The sequence below is a fragment of the Streptomyces sp. NBC_00885 genome (genome assembly GCF_045207475.1).
GTDB lineage: Bacteria > Actinomycetota > Actinomycetes > Streptomycetales > Streptomycetaceae > Streptomyces.
On record NZ_CP108796.1, the window covers coordinates 5,688,653 to 5,708,094 of the forward strand.

A 19,442-nucleotide genomic window follows, 5' to 3' on the forward strand; every position below is an offset into this window, starting at 1 on the left:
CCCTGTGAGTTGCTGAGGCCCCTCTCGGTTGGACGAGGGGTCCCTCGGTGTTGCCGGGTCAAGCTGGCGGTGGATGAGTAGCTGCGTCGGTGCAACGGCGAGCTGACGAGGACCGCGCAGGGCCCGGTTGATCAGCCTCCCCGGAAAAGGCCATGACGCTGTCAGGACCTGCCCGTATCGTCATGACATGAGCAAGTCCTCCGGGAAGTCGAAGTTGAAGCGCCGCCACCACACTGTGCCGCGCCTGCTTCTGCGGCGCTTTGCCGACGGCGAGCAGATCATCCGTGTCCCCCTCGATGGGGGCGAGCGGCGTCTGGTGGGGATCGCCGACGTCACCGTCCACCGCGACTTCTACTCGATGCGGGACGAGTCGGGACAGCTCGACGACACCGTGGAGGACCTGCTCGCCGAGCTGGAGGGGAAGGCGGCGAAGGTCATCCGCAAGGTCATCGGCGGGGTCTGGCCTCTGCCGATCGAGGAGCGGGCGGTACTTGCCGAGTGGATCGCGGCGCAGCACGCGCGGATTCCTGCTGCTCGTACGGCACACAACGAGATGGCCGACCACCTCGGCAAGGTCCTGATTGCCATGGGCGGGAAGCCCGAGATCCGCAGGCACCTTGAAGAGGACGCCACGGGGCCCGTCTCTGACGAGGAGGTCGAGGCGTTGTGGGCGGAGGTGACGGACTTCGATAGCTACTCCGCCGAGATGTCGGTCAACGACCACGTGCTGTCGATGGGCCAGTCCATGAAGACGGCCTACGAGGTGTTCATGGCGCGTTCCTGGGGCCTGATCAAGTTCGAGCGCCGTACGCTGCTCATCCCGGATCATCCGGTGACGCTGGTACGTGACGAGGACATGCCGAGCTGGTCCGGCGTTGGAATCGGTAACGCAGCCGTGATCCTGATGCCGATCGACCGGCGGGCGGCCATCATGATGGCGTCGCTGGGACCTGATGACTTCTTCGTGCGAACCCACACGAAGCTGGCCAAGGAGCTTAACCAGCGCCTCGCCTACAACGCGCGCGGGGAGTTGTTCCACCACCCTGACGACAACCCCCTGGAGGGGGTTGAACTGCCGCCGGTGCGAGGCCGCGAGATGATGATCAGCCAGCCGCCGGAGAACTTCCTGTTGCCGGACGGCCCTTCGCACGCCTTCAAGGCAGCGTCGAATCCGCCCTGATGGGTCGCAGGCGACGAGGTCTACGGCGCCGACCCCGGCTTGCGGATCACGGCCGGCGAGCTGGCCTGGTACCGGTGCCTGACCCCATACCCGGTCCCCGTATGCGACCTCGTGCACGTCGCTGGCCGCCGGTGGACCGTCAGGAGAACTTCTAGGCCGCCAAGGGTCACGCCGGGGCTGGTCACCGCGGCGGCGACGACGGCGCCGACCGGCGAGCACCAGGTCCGCCGCTGGAACTACTGGCACCGGTGGACAACCATGGTCATGCTCGCCCACGCTTTCCTCACCGTCCGGGCCACGGTGATGAACGCCGCCGGGCTCACCACCGACGAGGCCGGGCTCATCGCGGTCAGGCTGGCCGAAGCACGCCCGCTGTTCACCACGCTCCTGGCCCGCACCACCGCGACCCCCGAGCAGATCCTCGCCTGGTCCCGCTGACGACGACGCCACCAGCCCCGAGCCCACACCGCCCACCGCCGCAGACGCGAATCCGCAGACCACAGCCCCCGGCTACGGCACCAGGGCGACGGGGCCTGTCAGACCATCGCGTGACGGCGGCGATCGCTGGCGAGGCACTTCGCAACGGCGTCGGCACCTCGAACTGCCGACGCCGTGACGGAATGCCGACCTGGCGGATTCACCGCCGACGACACGGACCCACCTGGCGCGGGGCGGCGCTCTACGGCTGTGGTCCTAGGGTTGAACGTGCCCTGGAAGAAGATCAGGGCTCGGTGCATCCATTCTCCGCAATGCTTGTTCGAACGATGACGCGTCCGGACGTGAGGGGTCGAGCAAATCGTGGAGAGTCTCCCAAATGGCTGCGTACTGGGTGCACAGGGTTTGGACCGTGGAGCCCGCCAACGGCTTCCAGCCAGACAGGTGAACCATGCGAACGGCGATCATCCACTGGCTGCTGCGATCCAATGGAGAAAGTTCGGCCCCCTTTTCTATGAAGTCACTCAGCAATCCCAGCCGTTCATCCAACTGTTCTATGTTGGTCCTGATGTGGTCGTAATCAGGCCAAGATGCTTCGTCGTTGAGGATTTCTTCAAAATCTGGTACCGCAGTAGGGATATCGGCGGAATTAGCCACCGTGGAGTCGGCTGCTAGTCGTGTTTTCTGTAGCAGCGTATCGCGGTCGGGCCAATTCCTGGCGCGACTCTCAGCCACTCTGTGCACCCAGTTCCAAACTTCTTGTTCCTTGCGGAGCCAATCGATCAAATCGTGAATGTCAGATGGGGGCCGTGTTTTTCGTAGACTCCAGGTTCGTTCCATAGTGCTGGCGATTCCGTCCAGCAGTCGCCGATCGTATGCTGTCATCTCAATCTCAATCGGCGGTGCGTCCCTGAAACGGTAACGATCGAGAGTGGAGTGTGGGTAGGCCTCGCGTCCGAATCGCAGGAAGCGGTCATTCTTGCGCAGTTGGGCGAGATCAGGATCCTCGGCGAGAAGCCAGGATCTCTCCATGGCTACAGATCCGCTGTCTGCTCCCTTAACGGCATCTCCCAGTTCACGGCAAGCGAGGTCGGCGAACCTTTCTGAGGATTCCCCATTTAGTCCGTCAGCGAAAAGTGCTACAGCATATACACAAGCGGCATCATAATGATCGAGCCAATTCTTACGATGCTCTCGGAAGTGCCAGGTGCGTGCCTTCTTTATGAGTTCCTCCAGTACTTCTGGGTTGGCTGGCCAATCAGCGTTGTAGCCAGCCGTCTTGCGGGCCCAGGATAGCCTTAGTGGCGCCCATGCCATCTGGTTAATTCGGAGTGCCGACTTTGTCAGCGGTGCTTCCAGAGTGTCATCTGTTACTGAATGTGAATAATCCTCGATCAGTCCATCAATTTCCTTTTTGCATGCAACCTGAAAGATTAGGCTGACGGTGTTCTCATGAGAAGCTCCTGGCGGGAGGGAAAGTTGCTGATGCAGCCAAAGGGCTGCTGCCGCTTTCCTGTCATGAATTGGCCCATACCATCCCGGAACTATCGCCTGCATATGCTCGCTGTATTTCCTCAACAGTGCGGGGATGAGAGCATGTCGAATCTCGTTCCTCGCCTCCTCCCGTCGCCTATGTGCGGGCTCACTCTTGCACCACTCTCGGGCTAGATTATTCGAAGTTCCTAGCACCACCGCATATCTATAGCGCGCATGAAGCAAACCCAACTTCCTTCGCCTGCGTGATTCATTCGTCGACAGTTGACCAAGCTCCAGCGCGCCGTGGTAGGTCTCCAAGGCGTCTAGAGGCAAGCCGAGCTTCTCCTGGGTCGCGGCTATCTGTGTACGCAGATAGAAATTAGTTGGATCAAATTGCACTGCCTCAAAAAAGGCATGGAGCGCCTCATCGAATCGGCGTTCACGGCTTAGCCTTGTGCCCTTCATGTAGGCAGAGAAGAGCTTGTAAGGCAGATGTCCTCCTTGCCAGCTGCCCCATGGGGGGTTCTCTCCTTTACGTGTGATTGTCAAAATTGCTGACATCACCCAACATCCGGCGTCATGCGTTGCTTCCTCCCATGTGTCTCCCCAGATTGTCTCTGTACAACTTCCGCGAGAGACGAACGATGTAACAGTGACAGTTGTGCCGCAGCTAGGCTTAAGGGGCCGGGTTTGAAGTACTCCCCTGACGCGATATGCAACCTTTGGGTGCAGCCGGGTGAAGACCTTTAGGAGACTTGACCAAAATTTCCCTGAGGATTCTAGGTTGACGTCTCCTACTAGGTCCAAGAAACTCACTGGTGGAGGCTCCGCCGGCAATGAGGTGGGCGGGTACAGGTCGGTCTCGGAAAGGTGCTTTCGGAATTTTGCAGTGAGATCGTCTAGGAGCGGCTTCGCCTTCCCATCCGGGGTCGCGTCAACGAAGTTTTGGACGTCCACTGGCCCAGGCTGATAGGCGCTTCGCGCGAGCAGGAGCGTCCTTATGGTCGCAATTAGGATAATCAATGCGGCTAGGCAAATGAGGCGTATGCTCAGTGGCGCTCCACCTTTTGCTGGCGTGACTGCCTCGGCAACCCCGTCGAAAATCCGGCCAACGGGACCACCCCAAGTGACCTGATGCGGATGTGCGTCGTATGGGTGGCCGCCGACCCACCAGAGCAAGGCCCCCAGTGAGCCGATCGCCAACGTCGTGGCCCATCGCCAGGGATGTGGGCGGCGGAGCGGCAGCAGTGACCGCTCGGCTGATCGACGCTTTTGGCGGTGAAAGGACATCTCCGCCTCCGATGCTTGGCATCCCGAGATATCCCCCACACCTGAGTGTTCTACGTGCACTCTTCGTGTCAAATTGATCACGCCTTGTGGGGGCGCACTGCCCACGCCCAGGGCACCAGGCGCGCTCTCGTCGTCGTCCCTGAACCTCGGTACGGTCGTGGTCGTGTCCGGTGCACGTGGGTTGGTCGCCCGCAGGCGTGCGGCGGTTGATCGCGCACGACTAGGGGAGCTGGTACGGGGATGGCGTTTGACGCTGTTCGGGGTTCGGAAGAGGGGTTCACGTCGGCGGGGGCGACGCGGGTGATGGTTGCCGCGTGCCGGGCTGCGGGACTCGACGACAGTGGTGCGAAATTGATCCGCCTCGGAGAGAACGCTCTGTTCCGACTGGCCTCGGCGCCGGTGATCGTGCGTGTGGCGCGTGGGGAAGAGTGGCTGCCGAAGGCACGCACTGAAGTCGCCGTCTCTCGCTGGCTGACGGGCGAGGGGTTCCCCGCGGCCCGAGCCGTGGAGGACTTGGAGCAGCCGCTGTTGATCGGCGGCCACCCTGTGACGTTCTGGCATCTGATCGTTGAGGGGGATCGCAAGGCTACGTACGGGGAGCTGGGCGGCGTCCTGCGGGACCTGCATTCGCTGTCGGTACCGGATGGCCTGCATCTGCCGTCGTTCGAGCCGTTCGACAAGCAAGAGTTGCGACTCGATCGAGCCGTGATCCCTGAGGATGACAAGGTCTTTCTCCGGAAGCGCTGGCTGGAACTCAAGGACCGGTACGCAGAGCTGCGGTTCTCCACGCCCAAGGGGCCTGTTCACGGCGACGCCCATGTGCAGAACCTGATGGTGGACGACCAAGGGCAAGTGATCCTGATCGACTTCGAAGCCTTCTGCTTCGATCACCCGGAGTGGGACCTGATGGTCACGGCTGTGGAGCATCACAGCCTTGGGTGGCAGACCGACGAGCAGTACGCCGATTTCGTGGCCGCGTACGGGCGGGACCTGTACGACTGGGAGGGGTACGAAACGCTGCGTGGCCTGCAAGAGTTCGGCATGACGACGTGGCTCATGCAGAACGTGCAGGAAGACGAGCAGACGGCAGCGGAGTACCGCCGGCGCATCGCCGGGCTGCGGAACGATGACGGGCCCCGGGACTGGCGGCCCTGGTGACCGTCCCGGATGAGCCGTGGAGCGAAGCTCGGTTCGCAGTGGAAATCGAGGATCTCGAACGGCTTCGTGAGCTCGTGGACGCTGGCGCGGACGTGAACGAGACCTACATGGGGATGCCGTTGCTGCATCACGCGATCGACACTGAGGCCGATGGCGCGTTGCAGTCAGGGCAGCCGCTGCATGTGGACACCACGGCCTACTTGTTGAGCAGCGGTGCCGATCCACGGCTCAAGGATGGGCAAGGTCGGGATGCCCATAGCTTCGCCGAGGGGTGCGGGCATTGGCTGGCGCTGAAATTGATCGTCGCATTCACAGCCAGACACTGACAGCTACTCGTCCTCTAGGCATTCGAGCGCGTCGCGAACCTGGTCGTTGAAGGCGGACACCGTCGGGTTCGTCGAGTGAGTGCTGACCTCGACCTGGAAGTCGGTGACGTAGCGCTGGAAGCGGGCGGACTGGAGAGAGTCGCCGCCGTCGACCGCGAGGCTTGCCGTGGTGACGGCTGCTTCCAGCTCGCCGTTCAGAAGCTGGCTCTGGGCAAGTACCATGCGGCAGAAGCCGAGAGTGCGTGCGTACTTCGGGTCGGTGTCGTTCACTGCCCGCTGCGCATGCTCCACGGATTCGCGGCGCATCTTGAGGTCGCGGAAGCAGTGGCACAACTCGCCCATGAGTTCCGCGGAGTCGAAGTAGCCCAGCCATTCCGGGTCTTCGGCTGTGCCGGCGCGCTCGAAGTGGCGCTCCGCTTCGTTCATGGCCCGGCCTCCCCCGATCGGATCACCCGCGTTGGAGAAGGCACGGGCCTCCATCGCCGAGAACAACGCCATGGCGCGCGGGGTTGCCTTCCCCTTGGCGCCCTCGACTCCTGCGCGCGCGAGTTGGATGGCCTGAGCATGGTTGCCGAGGTAGTTGGCCTGATGGCTGAGGTTGGACAGGATACGGGCGCCGAACATGCGATCGCCGATGACCTGGGACAGGCGCAGTGTGGATGTCAGGTAGCGGTGCGCGAGCCGGTGGTTTCCCGAGTCGTACGCGGTCCAGGCGAGCAACTGCGAGATTTCGGAGGCGGCGCCGAATAACGCGGTGCCGACCCGCTCGCTGTAGTTGGCGCTGAGCAGCGGTAGGACCTCGTGGCGGAAGTAGTGACGCAGTGCCTTGTGCCCGTGGCCTCCGCCGAACTTGAAGTCGAGCTGCATGAACATGTCGGCGGCTGCTCGGATCGCCTTGACATCGCGCATCCCTACACGCTGGGAGACGGGCCTGTCGGCCTGGACTCCGTCCGGGCGGGCCACCATCCATGACAGGACGGCAGAGCCGAGATCGGCGTCCGCGACGATCAGTTGCCCGCTCGACGGGGCCTCCGCGCGCTCCTCAGCGAGTCCGTCGAGCATCGACAACACATCGGGCACGGTGCCCGGGTAGCCAACCGGCTGCGGCGCCGACGGCTCCGGCTGGCCGAAGAATCCGAGATCGCCGGGTGTGATGCGACGGCTCAGTTTGGCGCCGAGTACCTCCGCCATGATCGCCGCTGTCTGTGGCTGGATGCCTGCGCCGTCCCGCCATCGCTGCACAGCGACGTGCGTCGTCCCGAGACTTGATCCGCGCTGTTCGGCGGCGTCACGCATGCGCTTCGCGAGGCCCTTGTTCGAGACCTTCGCTGCGTCCATGACTGCGATCAATTGCGCGTTCGGCTCTCGGCCCATGCTCCCCTGCCAACCAGAGAATGACGGCTTGTGTTCATCGTGGCACAGCCTGCTGACAGAGGGGGTTCATTCGTGAACCCCCTTCTGCCTTCCAAGTGTTCACGCGAACCCCCAGGTGAACGCTCCCGATCGTGCCGCCGTCGCCGTTCACTGTTCAGCACGGAAAAGGGCGGGACACAGGACCTGCCAACTTCGGGAGGGGACGGAATGAATGCCTGGCAGAGCAGACGGCTGGCGAACACTCCGGCGATGCTCACTCAGCGCGAAACGGTCGTGCCGGGGGCGGTTGAGCAGTTCCGTGCTCTGACGCTGTTCGTCGAGTCTCCCGATTCGGTGAAGGCGGCGCGCGACATGGCACGGTCCGCCGTACTGGACTGGGGGCTCGCCCATCTCGTCGAAGATGTGCGGCTGGTCGTCTCGGAACTCGTCGGCAACGTTGTGCATCACGCGGTTCCTGACGACTGTCTCGCTCACCCCGGCGCCGCTCGAAGGCTAGATGTCTCAATCCGGAAGTGGCCGAAGTGGCTGTTCATCGGCGTGACCGACGAAGACTCCAGCCCACCGACACTTCCGACAGGTGAGGTCTTCTCGCCCGAGCTGGTCGGCGGCTTCCCAGAAGCCGTGCTGCCGGACTGCGGCCGTGGCTTGCGGATCGTTCAAGGGCTGGCAGACGCGCTGTGGTGGTCACCGGACGAAGCGGGCGGCAAGACCGTGTTCTGCCGCTTCGACCTCGACGGCTCTACGACGTAGAGACTCCGGGGCGTTGCATACCTACCTCCTCCCACGCGATCGGGAGGAAGGCGATGCCCCGGTAACCGGCCGGTCCAGACCGCACCGGCCGAGGGGCGCGGTCTCTCAGCGGCTCCCGGGATCCCCTCCCGGCTGAGCGGCCGCGCCCTGCACAACAACCGAAGACCGAGACCGGACCACCCCCGCGCCTGGCAGCTACCGGGGTGGTCCGGGAGGGGACGCAGCGATCCCCGGTGCCTGATGGTACCGGGGTCGCTGCGCTGCGTTTCTGCCCTGGACCAAAAGAAGTTGATGATCCGTTACCTAGATCGGGGCAGAGGTGAGCAAGTTGACTGGCGCGGGTGAGGACTGGCTGAGCGATGGTCTCGACGTCGTAGGCGCAGACTCCGGTCTGTGGGTGCCAGGCGTCGACTACGTAGCGGGCTGGCGCAGGGCGGGAGAAGCTGCGGATCGGCTGAACCGGGCGCTGCTCGGTGCCGGGTTCGAACTGTCGGAGGTACGGGCCGTCGCGTCAACGAACGAGTGCGGGCGCGGGGTCGTACGGGTCGCGGGCTGGCCGGACGTCGTCGACAGGCTTGCCAGGTGCCTGGAGTCGGTTGCGGACGACGAAGGCGGCGCGTCGTGAGGCGCCTTTTCCCTGGTTATTGCCGCACGTGGGCATGTCGCCGGCCGCAGAGGTTTTGGGCGGTAGCTGCCATGGGGCGAGTGAGCAGGGGGCCTTACGCTGGCCCGGCGAATCGGGCAGGCACCTGCCCTGCCCGCTGTTGTGCCCGATGGGCCCCCTGCTCTTCGAGGCTCGCCCCATGGGAGCTGCCTAAAGCATCGGAGGCCGTCGACCCCCAGCCACGCGGGCCCCGGCCACAGCCGACGGGTCACCGCCTCTCCACCTCTGCGGCGTTGCGGCTTGGGGCACCGGGCGACCGGCCGGGACCGGCGGCCACGCCGCACGCCCGGCCGGGGCGGCCGGGCTGCCCGGCGCGCCGCAGGCGCGCCCTTGAGGAAGTGGAGAAAGTTTCGACCGATCTACGGCTCTCAGGCGCTGGCGGCCCGCGCGGACTCCTTGTCAGCCGTGATCCGGTAGGCCAGTTCGGCGCGGTCCGCCCCGACGCGGATCTCTTCGATGAGCAGGGGGCGGTCGTCGATGCCGTGCGTCACGCGGGCGAGGTGAAGGAGAGGGGTCGCGTCCGGGAGTCGCAGGGCGGCTCGCTCATCAGGCAGTGGCATCCGGGCGCGGACCGTCTCGGACCACCACAGCTTGTGCCCGGCCTTCGTGAGCAGACCGTAGATCACCGCTGGGTGGCTGCCCGGCGCTGCGGAGAGCTCGGGGACGTCATCGGTGACCGCGTACGGGATCAAGGTGCGGTGCATCGTGCGCGTACCGGTTGCGGAGTGCACGAGCAGGCGGTCACAGCCGAAGACGGCTTCCTCTTCGGGAAGGTCGAGCAGTTGGCCCGTGGCCTTCGTGGTGTGCGAGCGGTAGACGCTCGGCTCTTCGACTTCGTCCCACGCGGTGCCGTTGGGCTTCACGAATCGTCCGCCGGATGTACGGGTCACTCGGCGCTCGATGGTGACGGCGGGCTGGCCGTCGGAGCGTACGAAGCTGCCTTTGCCGTGGCGGACGTCGATAAGCCCTTCCGCGCGCAGTGCTGCGATGGCGTTGCGGACGGTCGGGCGGGAGACCTGGTAGCGCTCGATGAGCTGGGCCTCGGAGGGGAGCGGGGCGCCGGGCTCGAACTCGCCCGAGTGGATCGCTTCCCGGATCGCGGCGGCGACCTGTTGGTAGAGCGCGCCGGGGCGCTGGATCTCCGTCATCTCGGCACCTTCGGGTTGAGGTCATAGGCACGTCGCACGCGCGACATCACTCGTCAGCATAAGTAGTTGACCCCTCGCCGTACAGAGGCACATAGTTATCACTCGTCATAACAAGTGACGTCACATCAAGTGTGGCGTCCGGAACGGCCAAGGAGGCCAAAGCAATGCAGTCCATTCCCGTGGACACGGCGCGACTGGGCGTACTGCGGTGCGCCATCGCGCCCGAAGTGAAGATCAGCAACTCCGAGACAGGGGAGGTGAAGAAGGACCGCGACGGCAACACGATCTACACCGTGGCCGTCACCGTGCGGCAGGACCGGCGGCGTATCTCCGTGGTCGAGATCGCCGTGTCCGGTGAGCCGAAGGGCGTTGAGGAAGGTCAGATCGTCAAGGTCACCGGACTGGTGGCGTTCGCCTGGGCGATGGGCGACCGGCACGGAATCAGCTTCCGCGCAGATGCGGTCACCCCGGTGCCGGGTACCCCGGCTCAGGGCAAGGCCGGTGGTGCGTGATGGGTGCGATCCTGCTCGCCCTCTCGCTGGCTGCCCTGGCCTGGATATTCGTCGTCGCTGACCTGCTGCGGCGTCACCGTCCGGCCTGGCACTGGTACGTCACCGGCTATCCGCTAACCGCGTGGCGGGTGCTGTTCACCTGGCGCCGGGTCGCGATGCTCAACGACCTTGCGGTGTCCCGTCGTCCGCCGCGCGGGCTGGTCGGGGACTTGGTGGTCAAGGGCGATCCTCTGCGGCCGGTGGCTCCGCTCATCTCCATCCCGCGCGCTACTCGTATGGGCCTGACCGTGGTCGTGCGGCTGCACGCCGGGCAGACCCCGGCGACGTACATGAAGGCGGCCGACGCGCTCGTACATGCGTGGAAGGTCCACGCCGTACGGGTCACCTCGCCGGAACGCGGCCTGGTGCTCCTGACCGCGACGGCCAGTGATCCGCTGGAACGGACTGGCTTAGCGACAGCTCCGGCCGTGCTGTTGTCCGCTCTCATCGGCGCACTGGAGAGCGGCGGGGCATGGGTGATGGATCTCCGGATGGTGCCGCACTGGCTCATCGCCGGAGCCACACGCTCGGGCAAGTCCACTTTGCTTGCCCGGCTGATCACCCAACTCGCGCCGCAACCGGTTGCCCTGGTCGGCATCGACTGCAAGGGCGGGATGGAACTCGGCTTATTCGCCGACCGGCTGAGCGCGCTCACGACGTGCAGGCGCGAGGCGGTCGCGGTGCTCGCTGCACTCGTCGTCGACATGCAGGACCGCATGCGCGCCTGCCGCGCCGCGGGCGTCCGGTCGATCTGGGAGCTCCCCGACCAGCTGCGCCCCGTGCCGGTCGTCGTGATCGTCGATGAACTGGCCGAGCTGTACCTCTCCGACGGCAGGCGCGAGAGCAAGGCCGAGGCGGAGCAGTGCTCCACGCTCCTCCTGCGCTTGGCCCAACTCGGTGCCGCGCTCGGCTTGCACCTCGTGGTCGCCGGCCAACGCGTCGGTTCGGATCTCGGGCCCGGCGTCACCGCACTGCGGGCACAACTCGGCGGCCGTATCTGCCATCGGGTCAACGACCCCGGCACGGCGGAAATGACCCTCGGCGACCTCAACAAGGACGCGGTGGCAGTCGCCCAGTCGATCACCGCTGAGGAACGGGGCGTCGCCGTCTGCACGGGCCCGGACGGCGGCTGGAGCCGTGCCCGATCGCACCTGACGACGACCGAGGAAGCCATGGCGACGGCCCGGAAGCACTCGGCTCTGACCCCGGAGCTGCCCGCCATAGACCGCGCCCTGGTGGCGCTGGAAGGGAACGGCAAGTGATCAGCGAAGGTACAGCGTTCACGTTCTCGGTGATCTTCGGGATCATCACCGTCCTCCTCGTCCGCTCCCGCGACGTACGCGCCTGGGAAGCGGTCTGCGTCGGCCTCTTTGGGGTCTACCTCGGCCAGACGCCCGTGGTCTTCACCGTCCACGGCCTCGTGACCTGGGTCATCAGCGGCTTCTCCCACACCTGAGCAGGAAGGACAGACATGCCCATGAGTCGCGTGCGGTGCACCCACTGCAAGGGCGAAGGGGCCCGGACGACCTGGACCGGACGGCGCCGCCGCTGCCGCGTCTGCCGAGGCACCGGAACCATCCGCTGACCTGAGACCGGCACAACCGACCACGCACGTAAGGAGCACGACCCATGACCGACAGCGCCCCACCAACCAACAACCGTGCCGCCTCGGCGGCCCACCCCGGAAGGTCCCCACCATCACACCCGAGTTCACCCCGGCTGACAGGCGCGCCGCCCTCGACCGCGCGGCGCGCCTGCGTCACCTCTCCGAAGCAGACCGCGACGCGATACGACTCGCCCAAGACCCCAAGTTCGCACGATGGTTGGAACAGATCGCGGCCACTGGCGGATGCGCCCACCCGGTCCACCTCTCCGGTTCAACGACCACGCGGGACGCGATCACGGGCGAGATCCTGCGCTACTACGACACCCGCGAGGAACCGGGCGAGCGGCTCTCTGTCCGCTGCCGCAACAGACGCGCGACCGTCTGCCCGCCGTGTTCCCGCCTCCACGCAGGGGACACGTTCCACCTCGTCCGCGCGGGCCTCCTCGGTGGAAAGACCGTCCCCGCCACAGTCCGCGAACGGCCTCGGCTCTTCGTCACGCTCACCGCCCCGTCCTTCGGGCCCGTGCACCGGGCCGGGGATCGCTGCCGACCCCGACGCGACGGCGGCGAGTGCGAGCACGGTCATCCCCTCAGCTGCCGCGCCGTCCACGACACAGCCGATTCCCTCGTCGGCCAACCCCTCTGCACCGACTGCTACGACTACCCGGCCCACACCCTGTGGCACGCACACGCGGGCAAACTCTGGGACCGCTTCGTCATCGGCGTCAGGCGCCACCTCGCCTCCGCGGTCGGACTGACACAGTCCTGCTTCCCAGACCACGCGCGGCTGTCCTTCGCCCGCGTGGCCGAGTATCAGAAGCGCGCCGCCGTCCACGTGCACGCGGTCGTACGCCTCGACGGACCGGCCGGACCAGACGACGAACCCCCGGCATGGGGCAGCGCGGACCAGCTGGCCGACGCCGTGCGAGCGTCCGCGCACCGAGTCGTGGTCCGCACCCACTACAGCCCCGCCGTCGGTGAACTCGCCCTGCGCTGGGGCTCCCAGGTCGACGCTCGTCCCCTGCGTGCCGAAGGCCCCGGACCGGATGACGACGCCGTGGCCGCGTACGTCGCCAAGTACGTCACCAAGGGAGCGAACGAGACAGGCGCCGGCACCGACCAGCGGCTCACCACCTCGAAGGACATCGACGCAGCACCGGTGACCGACCACGTGCGCGCGCTCATGCGCACCTGCTGGCGCCTCGGCGGACTGCCCGAGTACGCGCCGCTGCACCTGCGGGCGTGGGCCCACACCCTCGGCTACCGGGGCCACATACTGACCAAGTCGCGTGCCTACTCGACGACGTATGCAGCGCTGCGGGCTGAACGCGCGGAGCACAAGGGCAATGCAGAACCCTTCGACATCCCCGGCGCCATCACCGATGCCCACTGGCGCTACGTCGGCTCCGGACACACGCCCGGAGCTGCTCTCATCGCTGCGGGGGTCGCCGAAGACCTCGCAGAGTCCCGGCAGCTCTGCGCGGAGGCGACGTAGGGGTGGAGCCGATAGCTGCCGCATCCAAAGGTGAGATTCGGCTTCCCGATCACTCGTACCTGCCTCGCCGTCCCGCCGACGGAGCGAGGAGCTTGATCGAAAGCGAGATCGTAATCGTGGATGAGGACGGAGCTGAGGCACCCTTCGATCCCTCGACATGGTTCGGGTGAGACAGCAAGACCGCCCTCTCTAAGACTGCGGGCAAGCAGCCGCCTAAGCCGGCGGGCGAGCAGGAACCGGCCGGACAGATCGTCGACTTGATGGCAACGCTGAACGCCTCCGTCCAGGCGGCGAAGGACGCGCGCGGCGAGAGCGGCGAGCACGCCACCGTCCATGAGATGCCGAAGAAACGCACCGCGAAGAAGGCGACCGCGGCAAAGAAGAGCACAGCCACAGCGCAACTCCCGCCGCCCTACGCCACCTCTCCGTGCTCCCGTGGACGAGAGTCAGCCCAGTTGCGGGCGCCGAACTTCCGAAGAACATGGAGGTAGGGCAAGGCCACGTCCTCCAGTAACCCGTCAGCGGCGGCTGCGGTGTGACAACGCTCGGAGCCTGAGATGCAGAAGATTGGATTGTACTACCCCTATATTCATCTGCGGGACACAGGCTGGATCAAAGCTGCGGCACTCTATCGCCCTCGCCTCGCGCGGATGGTGCCTTCGGGATATCCCGTCGATGATTCAATTGTCGTGCGGACCCTCACGGATGAACTCGACTTCCTGCTGAACGTAGAACCAGACGCTGCTGCGCGAGATGTTGCACCGCTGTTCCTTGACTTCTTGCGCAACAATATCGCTCAGGTAGTTGAAGAGTATGGGGTTTCTGGGTCTGGCATTCGTAGTGTGTCGCGCGAGCCTCACCTGAGGGGCGTCCGTCTTACTCTGGCGGAGAACTGGGGGTTGTCTGGAGTTCATTGGAGTGAGCTTGATGCCGAACTGCGTCAAGTTCTGATCGACTCTGGCCTTGCCGTCGAAGCATCCGATGCAACGAATCGGACCTCGACTCCCCGTCCCTGGATAGCAATGGACCCGATGCTTGCCTGGGTTTACAAGTGTGCTCTCGCCGACGAGTTGGCTCGACAAAATGGACTCGAGCCGACAACGGATCAGGTTCCTGCCCACCTTGGCGTCTACGAGTGGGACAGAGACCGCATCTCTTCCACCCTCCTCGGTGCAGCACCTCCTGTCGATCCAGGGGATCCTGTGGGGACTGTCGGGTTCTTGGCGGTCAAGCTTGCGGTGCCAAGAAACCTGGAAGATATTCCGATCTCGAAAATCGTCGAGCTGCGCCGAAAGCACGCGACCGAGTTTGAGGCGTTCGAGCATGCAATTTCCGAAGCGGCCGATGACCTTGGACAGGCCTCAAGAGGCGTGTGTGATCAGAAAGTTCTCCAAGCCTATGTCGAGTCGGAGATCCGGCACCGGTTCGATCAGCCGCTGAAGAATCTCCAGGGTGCCATGAGGGGGCTCAAATTGGGTACGGCTCTCGGCATTGCCAACCTAAAGTTTGAGATCCCGGCGCTCACCCTATTGGGAGTGGCGGCGGACCGGCCGTTGGTCATGGCTTCGGCAGCGGCTTTCGGGATTGCGTCTTTGTGTCGAAGTGCAGCCCAAGTCAGAAATGAGAAGCTGCGGGGAAACCCAACCGCCTACCTTCTGCGGATAAGCGGCGAGTTTGGCCCTAAGCCTGCGAATTGGATCAGGGGACTCGCTGCCAAGGCCGCCGCCACGCCGCCGAGCCGTGCAGACGATCTTCCCGAGGGGCAATGGAGTGCACGGCTGAAGTAAGCTATTTCGGTTGGCACCCGAGCGAAACGAAGTGCGCGCCAAGGCAGCCCCGCTCGAAGGAGCGTCTGTGTCCAACGGGGATATTGGCCTGTGGGCAACCGCAGCTCAAGCTAGGCGGAGATGGCGATCGCAGCGCTAGAAGACTTCCGCGAAGTCGTCCTCCTTGATGATCAGGCGGTCCCGTACGTCCTTGGGGATCGTCAGCTTCATGTGGATATAAGGGGCGCGGACCCCTTTCACCTTGGTGCGCTTGATCCTGCACCTCACGCCAACCCGGAGAAGGTCGGCGGACATGGCCTCCATGCCGCCCTCCTGCCATCGGGTCCGGAACGACTTGCCGTTGTGCACAGCTACCCAGCGGTCCTTGGTGGACTCCGGGTCCATGCTCTCCAACTGCTTGATGAGGCCGTCCAACGTCTTCTCGGCCTGCTCCTTGGTGAAGCGGGTCTTCGTGAAGCGGCCCCCGGGCTCAAGGCCGGTCATGTAGTAGCTGACGGACTGTTCGAGGCGCTGCTCTTCCTTCCGCGCTTCGGCACCCTGCCGGTACTCGCGCGTCATGACAGGCTCGTCACCGAGGACCTTCAAGACATCGTCAACGAGCTTGCTGTAGATGTCGTTGGGGTTCGGTGCGCCGTGGCCTCCGGCCTTGCACTTCCCGCACCGGAGATAGGCGTATGCCTTGCCCTTGGTCGTCGTCTTCTGCACCGTCATGTTGGTGCCGCAGTCGTGGCAGATCAGGACCCCGAGGAACTGCGTCGCGCCGCCGAGGACTCGGGCAGGCTGGTCCTTCCCTCGCCGGTTCAGTACTTCCTGAAGGCTCTCGAACTCGTCCTCAGTGAAGATCGGCTCTGCTACTCGGATGGGCTTGGCGTCCTTGCCTAGGACGATCTTCGAGCGGCGTACTCCACCGTTCTTGTCCTCTTCTACCCGGTAGCCCATGAGCGCCGGGTTCCTGAGCCGACGAAGAAGTGTCGAGGCCGTCAGCCCCGGCCCGCACAGTCCGGAACGTACGAGGACCTTGACCATGCGACGGGCGGAGGCGGGTGTGGCCCTCGTCGTGGCGTTGCGGCACCAGTGCAGCGCCCTGCGCGCGTCCTGGTTGATGACGAGGACGACCTTGCCGTTCTTGTCCTCTGCTGTCATGTAGCCGTACGCGGGCTTACCTACGAGCCATTCGCTCTGCGTCTTCGTGTAGTCCCAGAGGCTCGCGACGCGAGTGCTCGTGTTCGCCGCCTCGATCTCGGCGATACCGCCAATGATCGTGACCATGATCTTCCCGGCCGTCGTGGTCAGGTCTATGGAGTCGTTCTTGGAGACCAGGTTCTTCCCGTACTTCAGGCACCAGTCGATCATGATGCTGAGGTCCGAGAGCCGACGGACGAAGCGGTCCAGCTTCCAGAAGAGGAGGACGTCGAACTCCGGCGCCCGGTTGTTGAGCCAGTTCCCAAGCTCCTTGCGCTTCCATGGCGGGACCTTCGTGGCCGACACGTTCAGGTCGCTGGCGACGCCGACAACGCGATAGCCCCTTTCTCTGGCGAGGATGCGCAGATCCAATTCTTGGCGGACCGGCGACGTCGTGTCGTCGGTGAGTACGGACAGCCGCACGGACAACAGGGCTCGCGGGGCATCGTCGGGCAAGAGGGCTTCTGCCCTCTTCAACTCTTCTAGTAGTGCGCGATCTGCCTCAGTCCACTCGGTCTCAACGGCGTACTGCCCTTGGTCGGCCGCTGCACGTGTCCTTGTACGTCTCCCCATGTCTAGGACGGTAGTGCTGGATTTGGGGCTGTGTCTATATGGCCGCAGATGGACACGCATATCCAAATCGGCCCGACCGGCAAGAAGTTGCTGCCGCTGACCGTCGTCAAGTAGAGCTCGGGGCAAGGCCCGGCCGAGGGGAAACCCCGTGGCCGGGCCTTGGCCGTGTGCTGATCTTGCGAAGACCGCAGGCCGCGTCCCGTTAGTGGATCCGGACCGGGCCGTAGCGCGTCATGGCTGACATGGAGTTCGAGAAGTCCCCCCAGACATACGGGAGTCATCAGGCGACGCACTACCAGCCCGGCGAAGGCTGTCTGACCACCATCGTCCGGGTCCCGGTACGGATCGTGGTGCTGCTCGTGGTCGTTCCCCTACGGATGATCTGGGACCTACTCGTCGTCTGCGGACTCGCTCTCGACCGCCTGCTGCTGAGGCCGGTCGGCCGCGGGCTGGTCTGGCTGTACGAGCGCGTGCTCGCCCCTGTCGCGCTCTTCGTCGGCAAGGCGCTGTTCGTCTGGCCGTGGGTGGCGCTGTGGCGGTATGTGGTGGTGCCTGTGGTGACGTACGGGCTGGTGGTGCCGGTGGTGTGGATCTACCGGCAGTTGTTGACGCCGCTCGGCCACTGCATCGCCTGGCTCGTCGAGAACCTGCTGTTCGCGCCCGCGCGCTGGATCTACCGCCGGCTGCTCACCCCGGTCGGGCACGGTATCGCCGTGGTGCTCGGCCTGCTGGGCATGGCGCTGTTCGTCTGGCCGTGGGTGGCGCTGTGGCGGTATGTGGTGGTGCCTGTGGTGACGTACGGGCTGGTGGTGCCGGCGGTGTGGATCTACCGCCAGCTACTGACGCCGCTCGGCCACTGCATCGCCTGGCTGCTCACCGTGACGGGCCGCGACATCGCCGCCGTCTGCCGCGGGGTGTGGATGGCGGTCGCATGGCTGTTCGTGACACTGCTGGTCACGAACGCCGCCTGGGTCTACCGGCACATACTCGCCCCCGTCGGACGCGAGATCGCCGACGCGTTCGCTTTCGCCTGGCGTATCGCCGGATACATCTCCCACGCCGTCGGCAGGGCGCTGAAGTGGCTCGCCTGGAATCTGGTGGGGCGCCCGGTGCGCTGGTTCTACCAGGTCGTCTGCATCCCCGTCGGGCATGCCCTGCGCGACGGGATCTGGCGTCCGGCGAAGAAGGCCGCGGTCGAGGCGGGACGGGCCGCCCGGGCCGCGCTGCGATCGGCACGCGAGACGGTACGCCAGGCCAGGCGCGACGCCTGGCGGGCACTGGTCGGCGGGCCTGAGGCGCCCACGCCCGGGGAACCGGTAGTGCGGCAGACGCGTAGGCTGGGTGATGCGCAACAAACACAGACTGTTCCCGGCGCGCCGGCCGAACCCGAGATCTCCCTGCACAAGCGGGGGTGAGCCGGTCAGGCCCCCAGGGAACACCCCGCACGTCCGAGGGCGGCGCGCCCCCCGCGCCTGCCCCGCACCGAGGAGAAGAACCACTGGGCAAGCGACAGCCCGAAGGCCCGCCGCCCGCACCGGCGGTGCAGCGCATCCGACTGCGCTACACCAAGCGCGGCCGCCTCCGGTTCACCAGCCACCGAGACTTCCAGCGTGCCTTCGAGCGGGCGCTGCGCCGTGCCGAGGTGCCCATGGCGTACTCGGCGGGCTTCACACCGCACCCCAAGGTCTCCTACGCCAATGCCGCACCCACCGGCACGGGCAGTGAGGCCGAGTATCTGGAGATCGCCCTCACCGAGCATCGCGACCCCGACAAGCTGCGTGAGCTGCTCGACGAGTCGCTGCCCGCCGGGCTGGACATCACTGACGCCGTCGAGGCCCGTACGTCAGGGCTCGCCGACCGGCTCACCGCATCCGTGTGGGAGCTGCGGCTCGACGGGGTGGGAGTCGACGATGCTTCACAGGCCGTGTCCGCCTTCCTCGGCGCCGAGAGGGTGGAGGTCGAGCGCAAGACGAAGAACGGCCTGCGGACCTTTGACGCACGAGGCGCCGTGGCAGAGCTGCAGGCGCTCCATTCACCGGCTGATAGGCCGGGGGACGGGCCCTGTGCGATACTGCGGCTGGTTGTTCGGCACGTAACACCTGCCGTGCGACCCGACGACGTCCTGTCCGGTCTCCGAGCTGTGGCCGACCTGGCGCCGCCGGTCCCCGCAGCGGTGACCAGGCTGGCGCAGGGGCTCTTCGACGAGGAGTCCGGCACGGTGACCGACCCGCTCGCGCCCGACCGCGAGGCAGTTCCGGCCGCTCCATCCACGGCCGCCGGAATCGCCGCCGCGACGGCGCCGGGTCCCGCCGCGTAAGGGCAGTCGTTGTAGCGCAGCCCTGGTACTCGGGAGCCACCTGGGTCGGGCCGCGCACTGACAGGAGACTTTCGCCAGGCCGTACGTACATCGCGTAGGGAACCGGCGAGCCATACATCAGCTCCCGTGC

Annotated in this window: 17 protein-coding genes; 13 read left to right on the forward strand and 4 right to left on the reverse strand. The window is 65.4% G+C overall.

Annotated elements, in window-relative coordinates; translation table 11 throughout:
* Nucleotides 1-187 precede the first annotated feature (187 nt).
* On the forward strand, nt 188-1,180 hold the full coding sequence (locus OHA61_RS25960) for a DUF4238 domain-containing protein (protein WP_406305055.1): 993 nt from the start codon (nt 188-190) through the stop codon (nt 1,178-1,180).
* A gap of 111 nt (nt 1,181-1,291) precedes the next feature.
* Nucleotides 1,292-1,618, forward strand: coding sequence for a hypothetical protein (locus tag OHA61_RS25965; RefSeq protein ID WP_406305056.1), 327 nt, complete (start codon nt 1,292-1,294; stop codon nt 1,616-1,618).
* A 255-nt stretch (nt 1,619-1,873) separates the two neighbouring features.
* Here OHA61_RS25965 and OHA61_RS25970 read toward each other — a convergent pair whose 3' ends face one another.
* A complete protein-coding gene (locus OHA61_RS25970) occupies nt 1,874-3,556 on the reverse strand; it encodes a hypothetical protein (protein ID WP_406305057.1) in 1,683 nt (560 codons plus the stop codon).
* Between the two features lie 1,065 nt (nt 3,557-4,621).
* Here OHA61_RS25970 and OHA61_RS25975 point away from each other — a divergent pair.
* Together OHA61_RS25975 and OHA61_RS25980 are read left to right on the forward strand one after the other, a co-directional pair.
* On the forward strand, nt 4,622-5,539 hold the full coding sequence (locus tag OHA61_RS25975) for an aminoglycoside phosphotransferase family protein (protein WP_406305058.1): 918 nt from the start codon (nt 4,622-4,624) through the stop codon (nt 5,537-5,539).
* Complete coding sequence (locus tag OHA61_RS25980; RefSeq protein WP_406305059.1) at nt 5,536-5,865, forward strand: ankyrin repeat domain-containing protein; 330 nt, start codon at nt 5,536-5,538, stop codon at nt 5,863-5,865. Before OHA61_RS25975 ends, OHA61_RS25980 begins: the two co-directional genes overlap by 4 nt.
* Before the next feature lie 3 nt (nt 5,866-5,868).
* On the opposite strand, the gene OHA61_RS25985 is transcribed toward OHA61_RS25980, so the two are convergent.
* Nucleotides 5,869-7,239 carry a sporulation protein gene (locus OHA61_RS25985; protein WP_406305060.1) on the reverse strand — a complete coding sequence of 457 codons (1,371 nt, stop codon included), beginning with the start codon at nt 7,237-7,239 and terminating at the stop codon, nt 5,869-5,871.
* Between the two features lie 207 nt (nt 7,240-7,446).
* On the opposite strand from OHA61_RS25985, the gene OHA61_RS25990 reads away from it, so the two are divergent.
* Entirely contained in the window at nt 7,447-7,989 is a 543-nt protein-coding gene (locus OHA61_RS25990) for an ATP-binding protein (protein ID WP_406305061.1), read from the forward strand.
* A gap of 328 nt (nt 7,990-8,317) precedes the next feature.
* Nucleotides 8,318-8,614, forward strand: coding sequence for a hypothetical protein (locus OHA61_RS25995; protein WP_406307461.1), 297 nt, complete (start codon nt 8,318-8,320; stop codon nt 8,612-8,614).
* Between the two features lie 407 nt (nt 8,615-9,021).
* Here OHA61_RS25995 and OHA61_RS26000 read toward each other — a convergent pair whose 3' ends face one another.
* Complete coding sequence (locus tag OHA61_RS26000) at nt 9,022-9,801, reverse strand: GntR family transcriptional regulator (protein ID WP_406305062.1); 780 nt, start codon at nt 9,799-9,801, stop codon at nt 9,022-9,024.
* Nucleotides 9,802-9,965: 164 nt separating this feature from the next.
* Here OHA61_RS26000 and OHA61_RS26005 point away from each other — a divergent pair, with 164 nt between their 5' ends.
* The 5 genes from OHA61_RS26005 (at nt 9,966) to OHA61_RS26025 (ending at nt 15,240) form a co-directional block, all read left to right on the forward strand.
* Nucleotides 9,966-10,313: a hypothetical protein gene (locus OHA61_RS26005; RefSeq protein ID WP_406305064.1), complete on the forward strand. Its 348-nt coding sequence runs from the start codon at nt 9,966-9,968 to the stop codon at nt 10,311-10,313.
* Nucleotides 10,313-11,614, forward strand: a complete 1,302-nt coding sequence (locus OHA61_RS26010; RefSeq protein ID WP_406305065.1) for an FtsK/SpoIIIE domain-containing protein — start codon at nt 10,313-10,315, stop codon at nt 11,612-11,614. The genes OHA61_RS26005 and OHA61_RS26010 overlap by 1 nt, the downstream gene beginning before the upstream one ends.
* Nucleotides 11,611-11,808 carry a hypothetical protein gene (locus OHA61_RS26015; protein WP_355836720.1) on the forward strand — a complete coding sequence of 66 codons (198 nt, stop codon included), beginning with the start codon at nt 11,611-11,613 and terminating at the stop codon, nt 11,806-11,808. Before OHA61_RS26010 ends, OHA61_RS26015 begins: the two co-directional genes overlap by 4 nt.
* A 298-nt stretch (nt 11,809-12,106) precedes the next feature.
* Nucleotides 12,107-13,453, forward strand: a complete 1,347-nt coding sequence (locus OHA61_RS26020) for a replication initiator (protein WP_406307463.1) — start codon at nt 12,107-12,109, stop codon at nt 13,451-13,453.
* Nucleotides 13,454-14,010: 557 nt separating this feature from the next.
* Nucleotides 14,011-15,240 carry a DUF6236 family protein gene (locus OHA61_RS26025; RefSeq protein ID WP_406305067.1) on the forward strand — a complete coding sequence of 410 codons (1,230 nt, stop codon included), beginning with the start codon at nt 14,011-14,013 and terminating at the stop codon, nt 15,238-15,240.
* A 135-nt stretch (nt 15,241-15,375) separates the two neighbouring features.
* Here the strand turns inward: OHA61_RS26025 and OHA61_RS26030 are convergent, their stop codons facing one another.
* Entirely contained in the window at nt 15,376-16,995 is a 1,620-nt protein-coding gene (locus tag OHA61_RS26030; protein ID WP_406305068.1) for a recombinase family protein, read from the reverse strand.
* A 233-nt stretch (nt 16,996-17,228) separates the two neighbouring features.
* Between OHA61_RS26030 and OHA61_RS26035 the strand changes: the two genes are divergently transcribed.
* Together OHA61_RS26035 and OHA61_RS26040 are read left to right on the forward strand one after the other, a co-directional pair.
* Nucleotides 17,229-18,410, forward strand: a complete 1,182-nt coding sequence (locus OHA61_RS26035) for a hypothetical protein (RefSeq protein ID WP_406305069.1) — start codon at nt 17,229-17,231, stop codon at nt 18,408-18,410.
* 125 nt (nt 18,411-18,535) lie between these two features.
* Complete coding sequence (locus OHA61_RS26040) at nt 18,536-19,312, forward strand: TIGR03936 family radical SAM-associated protein (protein WP_324991328.1); 777 nt, start codon at nt 18,536-18,538, stop codon at nt 19,310-19,312.
* Nucleotides 19,313-19,442: the final 130 nt, after the last annotated feature.

What these genes read in the sequence shown, in the direction of transcription:
- OHA61_RS26025 (WP_406305067.1), top strand. Translation starts at nt 14,011, where the DNA reads ATGCAGAAGATTGGATTGTACTACCCCTATATTCATCTGCGGGACACA.
- OHA61_RS26000 (WP_406305062.1), bottom strand. Translation starts at nt 9,801, where the DNA reads ATGACGGAGATCCAGCGCCCCGGCGCGCTCTACCAACAGGTCGCCGCC.
- OHA61_RS25960 (WP_406305055.1), top strand. Translation starts at nt 188, where the DNA reads ATGAGCAAGTCCTCCGGGAAGTCGAAGTTGAAGCGCCGCCACCACACT.
- OHA61_RS26005 (WP_406305064.1), top strand. Translation starts at nt 9,966, where the DNA reads ATGCAGTCCATTCCCGTGGACACGGCGCGACTGGGCGTACTGCGGTGC.
- OHA61_RS25985 (WP_406305060.1), bottom strand. Translation starts at nt 7,239, where the DNA reads ATGGGCCGAGAGCCGAACGCGCAATTGATCGCAGTCATGGACGCAGCG.
- OHA61_RS26030 (WP_406305068.1), bottom strand. Translation starts at nt 16,995, where the DNA reads ATGGGGAGACGTACAAGGACACGTGCAGCGGCCGACCAAGGGCAGTAC.
- OHA61_RS26010 (WP_406305065.1), top strand. Translation starts at nt 10,313, where the DNA reads ATGGGTGCGATCCTGCTCGCCCTCTCGCTGGCTGCCCTGGCCTGGATA.
- OHA61_RS26035 (WP_406305069.1), top strand. Translation starts at nt 17,229, where the DNA reads ATGGCTGACATGGAGTTCGAGAAGTCCCCCCAGACATACGGGAGTCAT.
- OHA61_RS25975 (WP_406305058.1), top strand. Translation starts at nt 4,622, where the DNA reads ATGGCGTTTGACGCTGTTCGGGGTTCGGAAGAGGGGTTCACGTCGGCG.
- OHA61_RS25990 (WP_406305061.1), top strand. Translation starts at nt 7,447, where the DNA reads ATGAATGCCTGGCAGAGCAGACGGCTGGCGAACACTCCGGCGATGCTC.
- OHA61_RS25970 (WP_406305057.1), bottom strand. Translation starts at nt 3,556, where the DNA reads ATGAAGGGCACAAGGCTAAGCCGTGAACGCCGATTCGATGAGGCGCTC.